Origin of the sequence: Enterovirga sp. (assembly GCF_028290205.1) — a bacterium.
In the GTDB taxonomy this organism is placed as follows: Bacteria; Pseudomonadota; Alphaproteobacteria; order Rhizobiales; family Beijerinckiaceae; genus Enterovirga.
In genome coordinates this window covers 1-8,759 of the sequence record NZ_JAQGKF010000048.1, presented here as the reverse complement: position 1 = coordinate 8,759, position 8,759 = coordinate 1, and the positions used below count along the sequence as shown (strand labels likewise).

Below are 8,759 nucleotides of genomic sequence, written 5' to 3'. Positions count from 1 at the left end.
GGCGCCCCGTCCACGCGCTGCACGGTGTCCGGGATGTCGCCGAGCTCGGCCACGGCCCGGGCCCAGGTCTGGACCGCCTCGCGGGCCGGTTCGGGGCTGGAGCCGAAATGGTCCACCATCTGGGCCGTTTCCTGCCCGATCTTGAAGTCCGTGAACGGAGCCCCGCTCTCCCTGAGCCGGGCCGGCACGCCGGCGTCGAAGGCGGTCATCAGCAGGTGTACGCCCCGCAGTGCCTGCGGCGCCCGCGCCCGCAGTTCCGAGAGAAGCACGGAGCGCTGTTCCAGAACATCGGTGCCGCGCTCCCGGATAATGGCCAGGAGGGTGGCGGCGAGGTCATGGTCTTCGGAGTTGGGGGCCATTGCGGTCGGTCCTCGGTCGGGCAGGGTGCGTGGCGGAGGCTCGCCAGCGGAGTTCAGAGGGAGCCGAGCAGGCGCAGGAGGCTGGCAAGCAGCAGCAGCACCGCGCCCGCGATGGTGGCCCATCGGGCGAAACGGCTCTGCCCGGGCTGTGCCGGGTTGGCGTCGGCCGCCGGGGGCAGCGGCTGCACGGCGGCGGCTCCGCCGGGTGGCAGAGGCAGCGGCAGCGGCCGCGGGGCATTCGCGGCGGCCCCGGAGAGGGCGGCGCGGCTCCGGGAAAACGCGGCCCAAGTCGAAATGGCGGCCCGGGCCAGGTCCGGCTGAATGCCGTACAGGTCGACGAGTTGGCCGGTCTCTGCCGCGACCGTCTGCGGCAGAGCCGCCGGGGCGGCGGCCTTCAGGCGGGCCGGCGCGCCCGCGTCAAGGGCCGCCATTGCCACGCGAACGGCCCGCAGGTCGCCCGGCGCATGGTCCCGCAGCAGCGCAAACAGGCGGCTTCGCTCCGACAACACGGTCTCGCCGTGACGGCGCACGATCTCGGCCAGCGCCACACCGACATCGGCGCTCACCGGTCACCTGTTGCATCGCGGCGCTCTTGGCGCCTCACCATCCCCGCCATCGCGTCGACCTTGGAGGAACGCCCGCTCGCGTCTGCGCCCACGGCACCTTAGCCACCGGCCGCTGCGGCTGCCAAGGCGCCCGCTCAGTCCAGCGCCACGATGCGGCCCTCGACGGCAGGGCGGACCCGCCCGCGAGACCGCACGTAGCTCATGACTTCGTTGGCCACGAGCTTGCCGTCAGTGGCCCCGACCAGGACCTTGCCGCGTGCCAGCATGGCGTAGCCGTCGCCGCCGCCCAGCATGTAGTTGTTGGCTGCGACGCGATAGCGGCGATCGAGGTCGATCTCCTGGCCGCCGATCGTCACGCTCCGCACGCGGCGCCCGACTGGAGCGCGGCCGCTATAGGTGACCTTGAGGCCGGAGACCTGCGGAAAGCGCCCGCTCGGCTCGCCCACGGCCGAGAAGCCGTGTTCCAGCGTGGCCACCAGATCGGCGCCGGTCATTTCCACCAGCACGGTGGTGTTGCCGAAGGGCAGTTCGGACAGGATGTCCCGGCGCCGGAGCTGGGCCCCGGCCGGATAGATCTCGTTCGCCCGAATCGAGCCGGCATTCATGACCGTCACGTCAGCCCCCGCGGCCTCCCGCATGGCGTCGGTCACGAGGTTGCCGAGAGCGGCCTCCTCCGACCGGACCACGCTGGTTCGGCTGTCCAGCGCCACCTCGGTCGTGCCCAGGACGACGTCCAGGACCTTGGACAATTCGCCCTCATACGCGGCGACGACCCGGGTCATGTCCGGATCCGGCGTCACGGTGGCGGAATCGTGCACCCGGAAATTCGGCGACCAGGCGACCGTGCGGGCGAGCCCCTCGCCGGAGACGCGCGCCGTCACATCGATGGCCGTGACGAAGTTTCCCTCCTCGTTCGATTCCACCATCACGGTCTTGCCGTCGTAGGTGATCGCGAGGTCGTGGTCGTGGCCGGTGAGCAGGATGTCGACCAGCCGCGACCGGACGATCTGGTTGTCGACGGCCCGGTCCGTGTGCGTCACGGCGACCAGGATGTCGGCGCCCTTGGCCCGCAGCGCCTCGACCTCGCGCCGCAGCGTCGCCATCACCGGCTCGAAGCGCAGGTCGCCCGAGTGGGACACCTGCGGCACCTCCTCCATGACGAGCCCGACGAGGCCGATCTTGACCCCGCCGAAGGTGTAGATCTCCGTGCCCTTCATGCCAGGCACCGGGGAGCCGTCGGCCAGGGTCATGTTGGCGCCGAAGAACGGAAACCGCGCCTCCGCCATGCGCTTGAAATACGCCTCCTTGCCGAAGTCGAATTCGTGGTTGCCGGGCACGAACACGTCGGGTTCGATCAGGTTGGTGAGCGCCACGATGTGCTCGCCCTGATCGAAGCCGGACATCAGCGACGGCGAGAAGGTATCGCCCGCGTGGCAGAACAGCATCGGCAGGCCGCGTGCCCGCTCGGCCTTCACAATGGCGGCGAGCCGCGGAAAGCCGCCGCGGCCCTTGCTCTCGCTCATCTTGTAGATGTCGTTGACGAGAAGCAGCGTGAAGGTGGGCGGCGGCGCGCCGGCCGGCTGCGCGGCGGCCGGCGTCTGCCCGTCGACAAAGGCCACGGAGAGACCGGCCCCGATGCCGAATACGCCGCGGCGCGAGATCCTGGACGACATGGTTGAGCTGTTCCGCCTTCTTGATCAGCTTTCCCCATAGACCTGCGGCGAAAGCCGGCAAAGGGCGCCGTGAGCCACGGCGTCGCGGTTGCCGGCGAGGCACCTCCCGGGCGGCCGATCGGTTAGGATGGCGCGTGATCGAATCAGCCTTCTCGCCCCCGCCGCGGCGCGCGCTGTTCGGCGTCACCGCCTCCGCCCTCGGCCGATCCTGGACCGAGCGGCTGGACGGCGCCGGCGCCGTGATGGCGACCGCCATCGCCCAGACGCATGGCCTGCCGGATCTGCTGGCCCGGGTCCTGGCCGGCCGGGGCGTCAGCGTCCAGGGGGCGCCCGCCTTTCTGCGGCCCCGCCTGCGCGATCTGCTGCCCGATCCGGACGTGCTCACCGACATGCCGGCCGCGGCCGCGCGCCTCGCCGACGCGGCCGACCGGCGCCAGCCGGTGGCGATCTTCGGCGATTACGATGTCGACGGGGCCTGCAGCGCGGCCCTGCTCGCCGAATACCTGCGGGCCCTCGGTTGCCCCGTGGCCATCCACATTCCGGACCGGATCACCGAGGGCTACGGCCCGAATGTCGAGGCCGTGCGGCGGCTCGCGGCGGAAGGCGCCCGCCTCCTGGTCACGGTGGATTGCGGCACTGCCGGGCACGAGCCGCTGGCCGAGGCGGCCCGGCTCGGGCTGGACGTGGTGGTGCTCGACCATCACGGCGCGCCCGACACCCTGCCGGTCGCGGCCGCGATCGTGAATCCCAACCGGCATGACGACCTGTCCGGTCTCGGCCATCTCTGCGCGGCCGGCGTGGTCTTTCTGACCCTGGTCGGGCTGTCCCGGGAGCTGCGCCGCCGCGGCCGCACCGACCTGCCGGACCTCCTGGCCGCTCTGGATCTGGTCGCGCTGGCGACGGTCGCCGACGTGGTGCCGCTCCACGGCCTCAACCGGGCCTTTGTCCGGCAGGGCGTGGCCGTGATGCGCAACCGGGGGCGGCCCGGGCTCGCGGCCCTGATGGATGCGGCCCGGCTCTCGGGTGCGCCGGAGAGCTGGCATCTCGGGTTCCTGCTCGGGCCGCGCATCAATGCGGGCGGCCGCATCGGCGACAGCTCGCTCGGCGCCCGGCTTCTCCTCGAGGGGGATTCGCTGGCCGCTGCCGGCATCGCCGAACAGCTCGACCGCCTGAACGCCGAGCGGCAGGAGATCGAGCGGCGGGCCGTGGAGGCGGCGGACGCCGAAGCCGGCGCCCTCGTGGCCGCCGATCCGGACATGCCCGTGGTCGTGCTGGCCTCGCCCGATTGGCATCCTGGCGTCGTCGGCCTGGTGGCGGCCCGGGTGCGCGAGCGCTACGGCCGGCCGGTCTTTGCCTTTGCGCCAAAACCCGACGGCACGGTGACCGGTTCGGGCCGCTCCATTCCGGGTGTCGATCTCGGCCGGGCCGTGCGGGCCGCGGTCGGCTGCGGCCACGCCGTCAAGGGCGGCGGCCATGCCATGGCGGCGGGCGCGACGTTGTCGGCCGACGGGCTCGACCGCTTCCGCCGCTGCCTCGAGCGGGAACTCGGCGCCACCGTCGCGGCGCTCGGCTCCGCGCCGGAAACGCTCGCGGTCGACGGGGCGCTGGCGGCCGGCGGCGCGACCCCCGAGCTGGTGGCGGCGCTCGCCGAAGCGGGACCGTTCGGCTCGGGCCAGCCCGAACCCTGTTTCGCCTTCGGCCACCACCGGGTCTGCGATCTGCGCGAGATCGGCGCGGGCCACCTGCGCTTCGTCCTCAAGGCCGGCGACGGCTCGGCCCTGAAGGCCGTCGCGTTCCGGGCGGTGGGCCAGCCGCTCGGCGCCGCGCTCGAGCGGGCCCGCGACCGGGCGGCCCATGTGGCCGGCTCGCTGACGGTGGACCGCTGGGGCGGCGGCGAGCGGGCCGAGCTGCGCGTCTGCGACGTGGCACTGCCGGACTGAGCCGCGCCCGCAAGGCGCGAGGCCCCGCGCGGCTCAGATGCGCTCGATGAGCTTGTCGCCGAACAGGCCCTCGGGCCTGACCAGCAGGAACCCGAGCGCGATGAAATAGGCGAGCCAGGACTCGATGCCGCCCCCGACCAGGGGCCCCCAGTAGAACTCGCCGAGCTTCTCGCCGATGCCGATGATGAGGCCGCCGACGATGGCGCCCGGCACGGAGGTGAAGCCGCCGAGGATCAGCACCGGCAGCGCCTTGAGCGCGATGATCTCCAGCGCAAAGGAGACCTCCGAGCGGGCCCCCCACATGATGCCGGTGACGAGCGCCACGATCCCGGCCGTGAACCAGACCACGATCCAGATCTGGTTCAAGGAGATGCCGACCGACAGGGCCGCCTTGTGGCTGTCCGCCACCGCCCGCAGCGCCCGGCCGATGCGGGTCTTCTGGAAGAACAGGGCCAGGCTCGCGACGGCCAGCGAGGCGATCACCGCCGCCGCGATGTCGATCTTCTGCAGGGACACCATCCCGCCCAGCATGGGGATATCGACCGCGCCGCGCGGCAGGCCGAGCTGGTCGGTGATCATCTGCTTCGGGCTGCCGCCGAAGATCATCTCGCCGAGCCCGATCAGGAAATAGGTCAGGCCGAAGGTCGCCATGAACAGGATGATGTCGGGCTGGTTCACGAGTGGCCGCAGCACCGCCCGCTCGATGGCGACGGCCAGCACGAACATCACCCCGACCGTGAGGGCGAGGGCGAGATAGGCCGGCACCCCCTTTTCGGTGAGGCCCACCAGCGTCAGGGCGGCGAACACCACCATGATGCCCAGCGCGAAGTTGAACACGCCCGAGGCCGTGAAGATCAGCACGAAGCCGAGCGCGATGAGGCTGTAGAGCACGCCGGCGACCAGCCCCTCCCAGACCGTCTGGACCAGGAGATCGGGCGCGGCTCCCATCTGCACGAAAGGATCGACGAAGATCTTGTAGAGGAGGTCCATCAGCGCCGTCTCACGCGTGCGCCTGGCCGAGATAGGCGGCGATGACCCGCTCGTCGCGCTTCACCTCGGCCGGCGTCCCGTCCGCGATCTTGCGGCCGTATTCCAGCACCACCACGCGGTCCGACAGGTCCATCACCACGCCCATGTCGTGCTCGATCAGCGCGATGGTGGTGCCGAATTGCTGGTTCACGTCGAGGATGAAGCGGCACATGTCCTCCTTTTCCTCGAGGTTCATGCCGGCCATCGGCTCGTCCAGCAGCAGCACCTCGGGCTCCATGGCGAGGGCGCGGCCGAGCTCGACCCGCTTCTGCAGCCCGTAGGGCAGCTTGCCGACCGGCGTGCGGCGGATCGCCTGGATCTCCAGGAAGTCGATGATCTCCTCGACAGCCTTGCGGTGCTCGACCTCCTCGCGCATCGCCGGGCCAAAGCGCAGCGCCTGCCAGACAAAGCCGCGGCTCATCTTGAGAGAGCGCCCGGCCATCAGGTTGTCGAGCGTGGTCATGCCCTTGAACAGGGCCACGTTCTGGAACGTGCGGGCGATGCCGCCGCGCGCCGCTTCGGAGGGCCGCATGCGCGGCCGGCGCTGGCCCTTGAAGGTGATCGAGCCCTCGGTCGGGTGGTAGAAGCCGTTGATGCAGTTCAGCATCGAGGTCTTGCCGGCGCCGTTCGGCCCGATGATGGCCCGGATCTCGCCCTTCTGGATATCGAACGACACATCGGTCAGCGCCTTCACGCCACCGAAGCCGAGCGAGACGTTCTCGGCGGCCAGAATGACGTCCCCCTTCACGATGAGCGGACCGTCCGGGGCCCTCATGCCGCCCTCGCAAGGTCGGCCGGCGCGGTGACCGGGTGCGCCGGCATGTCCTGCACCCGCAAGGTGGCGGCGATCACGCCCTTGCGGCCGTCCTCGAAGGTGACCTCCGTGCGGATGTCGGCCGTGTCCGAGCCGTCGTAGAGCGCGGTGATCAGGGGCCCGTAGCGCTCCGCGATGAAGCCGCGGCGCACCTTCTGGGTGCGGGTGAGCTCGCCGTCATCGGCGTCGAGCTCCTTGTGAAGGATCAGGAAGCGGCGGATCTGGGCCCCGCCCATGCGGGGCTCGCCGGCCAGCGAGCGGTTCACGGCGTCGACATGCTCGGCCACCATGGCGTAGACGCGCGGATGCGCGGCCAGCTCCTGGTAGGACGCGTAGGTGACGTTGTTGCGCTCGGCCCAGGACCCGACGGCGACCAGGTCGATGTTGATGAAGCACGTCACCATGTCGCGCCCGTCGCCGAACGCCACCGCCTCCTTGATGTTCGGATAGAACTTGAGCTTGTTCTCCACGTATTTCGGCGGGAACAGGTCCCCGCTCTGCATGCGGCCGACATCCTTCGCCCGGTCGATGATCTTGAGGTGCCCCTCCGTGTCGAAGAACCCGGCATCGCCGGAGCGCACGAAACCGTCCGGCGTCTTGGTCTCGGCGGTCTTCTGCTCGTCCTTGTAATAGCCCAGGAAGGTGCCAGGCGAGCGGTAGAGAACCTCGCCGTTGTCGTCGATCCGGATCTCCACCTGCGGGGCCGGGCGGCCGACCGTGTCGGCCCGGATCTCTCCGTCCGGCTGCATGGTCACGTAGACCGAGGCCTCCGTCTGACCATAGAGCTGCTTCAGGTTCACGCCGATCGAGCGGTAAAAGCGGAAGATCTCGGGCCCGATCGCCTCGCCCGCCGTGTAGCCGACCTTGACCCGCGACAGGCCGTACTGGTTGCGCAGGGGCGCATAGACCAGCAGGTTGCCGAGCCGGTAGACGAGCCTGTCCCCAGGACCGACGGAATCCCCGTTGAGGATGCGCTCGCCGACCCGGTGGGCATGGGCCAGGAACCACTTGAACAGCCGCCGCTTCAGGGCCGAGGCGTCCTCCATGCGGACCATGGTCAGCGTCAGCATGTTCTCGAACACGCGCGGCGGCGCGAACGCGTAGGTCGTGCCGATCTCGCGCCGGTCGGCCGCGATCGTGTCGGGCCCCTCCGGGCAATTGACGCAGAGCCCCACCAGGATCGCCTGGGCATAGGAGAAGATGTGGTCGCCGACCCAGGCGATCGGCAGGTAGGCGATGATCTCGTCCCGCTCGTCGAGCCTGTCGAAGCCGGATCCGATCTCGGCCGCCTTCACGACGTTGTCGAAGGACAGCATCACGCCCTTCGGCCGGCCGGTGGTGCCGGAGGTGTAGAGGATGATGGACAGGTCCTCGCCGCGGCCGCGGTCGCGCCACGCCGCGAGCCGGCCGGCCGCTGCAGGGTCGCGGGCGAGCCGCTCGCGGCCGTCGGCGATGACGGCGTCGATGGATTTCAGCCGGGCATGGTCGTAGTCGCGCAGTCCGCGCTCCTCGTCATAGAGGACCAGGTGCAGGCTCGGGATGCGGTCGGCAACGGCGAGCAGCTTGTCGACCTGCTCCTGGTCCTGCACCACCGCATGCGTCACCTCGGCATGGTCGAGCACATAGGCCATCTCGTCGGCGACGGAATCGGCATAGACCGGGATCGGCACCGCCCCGAGCCATTGCGCCGCCGCCATGGTCCAGTAGAGACGCGGCCGGTTGTTGCCGATCACCGCGATCTTGGTTCCGGCCTCGACGCCGAGGACCGACAGGCCCAGCCCGTAGGCGCCCACGACCTCGTGCACCTCGCGCCAGGTCCAGCTCTGCCAGATGCCGAGATCCTTGTGCCGGAACGCCGGCCGGTCGGGCCGGATCTGGGCGTTGCGGGCGAGCAGCTTCGGAAAGGTGTCGTCGCGGCCGGCGGTCGCGGTCACGGTTTCCTCCTGTCCGGGGCGGCCGTCGAGCCGTGGCTCCTGCCGCCCTCGCGGATTCATAGCAGGCGCAAAGGGGCGAGTCGCCGCCGCCCGCCTCCGACGAAGGTGGAAGGCGGGCTGCCCGCCGGCGCCCGGAATGCCCGATCGGCAGGGAACGGGCTGCGCGGCGGCTACGTTATCCGGCACAGGCAGGAGCGGGCGGTGATGTCGAAGCGAGCGGTCTTGGCGGCGATCGTGGTCGGGCTGGCCGCGGCCGGCGGGCCCGCGATGTCCATGCCGGCCCACACCGGGCCCGCCGCGATGGCGACCGAGCTGTCCGGGGCCGGAGTGGATCGGGCCTTCTTCGGCATCCGGCTGTTCGGCTCCCGCCGCTCGGGACGGCGCGCCTGGCGGCGCGGCCGGTCGGGCTCCTACGGCTATGCCCGGCGCGGCCGCGGCGGCGCG

General features: G+C 71.0%; 8 protein-coding genes. 2 read left to right on the top strand and 6 right to left on the bottom strand.

The genetic code is table 11. From position 1 onward, the window contains the following. The 3 genes from JWR86_RS03415 to JWR86_RS03405 all read right to left on the bottom strand — a co-directional run. On the bottom strand, positions 1-359 hold a 359-nt coding region (locus tag JWR86_RS03415; RefSeq protein ID WP_299560742.1), incomplete at its 3' end, for a hypothetical protein. 53 nt (positions 360-412) lie between these two features. Then, positions 413-925, bottom strand: a complete 513-nt coding sequence (locus JWR86_RS03410) for a hypothetical protein (protein WP_299560739.1) — start codon at positions 923-925, stop codon at positions 413-415. A gap of 134 nt (positions 926-1,059) precedes the next feature. Further along, positions 1,060-2,598, bottom strand: coding sequence for a bifunctional UDP-sugar hydrolase/5'-nucleotidase (locus JWR86_RS03405; protein ID WP_299560736.1), 1,539 nt, complete (start codon positions 2,596-2,598; stop codon positions 1,060-1,062). 242 nt (positions 2,599-2,840) lie between these two features. Here JWR86_RS03405 and recJ point away from each other — a divergent pair, with 242 nt between their 5' ends. Beyond that, the gene (gene recJ, locus JWR86_RS03400; RefSeq protein WP_299560745.1) at positions 2,841-4,538 is read left to right on the top strand and encodes a single-stranded-DNA-specific exonuclease RecJ; all 1,698 of its coding nucleotides are present in this window, start codon (positions 2,841-2,843) and stop codon (positions 4,536-4,538) included. A gap of 33 nt (positions 4,539-4,571) precedes the next feature. On the opposite strand, the gene JWR86_RS03395 is transcribed toward recJ, so the two are convergent. Genes JWR86_RS03395 through JWR86_RS03385 form a run of 3 tightly spaced genes read right to left on the bottom strand, consistent with a single transcriptional unit; the run spans position 4,572 to position 8,375 of the window. Continuing rightward, positions 4,572-5,528: a branched-chain amino acid ABC transporter permease gene (locus tag JWR86_RS03395; RefSeq protein WP_299560733.1), complete on the bottom strand. Its 957-nt coding sequence runs from the start codon at positions 5,526-5,528 to the stop codon at positions 4,572-4,574. A 10-nt stretch (positions 5,529-5,538) separates the two neighbouring features. Further along, the gene (locus JWR86_RS03390; RefSeq protein WP_299560731.1) at positions 5,539-6,342 is read right to left on the bottom strand and encodes an ABC transporter ATP-binding protein; all 804 of its coding nucleotides are present in this window, start codon (positions 6,340-6,342) and stop codon (positions 5,539-5,541) included. Beyond that, positions 6,339-8,375, bottom strand: a complete 2,037-nt coding sequence (locus JWR86_RS03385) for an AMP-binding protein (RefSeq protein ID WP_299560729.1) — start codon at positions 8,373-8,375, stop codon at positions 6,339-6,341. Before JWR86_RS03385 ends, JWR86_RS03390 begins: the two co-directional genes overlap by 4 nt. A 144-nt stretch (positions 8,376-8,519) precedes the next feature. Here JWR86_RS03385 and JWR86_RS03380 point away from each other — a divergent pair. Beyond that, positions 8,520-8,759, top strand: a 240-nt coding sequence (locus tag JWR86_RS03380; RefSeq protein WP_299560727.1) for a hypothetical protein, incomplete at its 3' end; no start/stop codon positions are given.

What these genes read in the sequence shown, in the direction of transcription:
- JWR86_RS03405 (WP_299560736.1), bottom strand. Translation starts at nt 2,598, where the DNA reads ATGTCGTCCAGGATCTCGCGCCGCGGCGTATTCGGCATCGGGGCCGGT.
- recJ (WP_299560745.1), top strand. Translation starts at nt 2,841, where the DNA reads ATGGCGACCGCCATCGCCCAGACGCATGGCCTGCCGGATCTGCTGGCC.
- JWR86_RS03395 (WP_299560733.1), bottom strand. Translation starts at nt 5,528, where the DNA reads ATGGACCTCCTCTACAAGATCTTCGTCGATCCTTTCGTGCAGATGGGA.
- JWR86_RS03390 (WP_299560731.1), bottom strand. Translation starts at nt 6,342, where the DNA reads ATGAGGGCCCCGGACGGTCCGCTCATCGTGAAGGGGGACGTCATTCTG.
- JWR86_RS03385 (WP_299560729.1), bottom strand. Translation starts at nt 8,375, where the DNA reads ATGAATCCGCGAGGGCGGCAGGAGCCACGGCTCGACGGCCGCCCCGGA.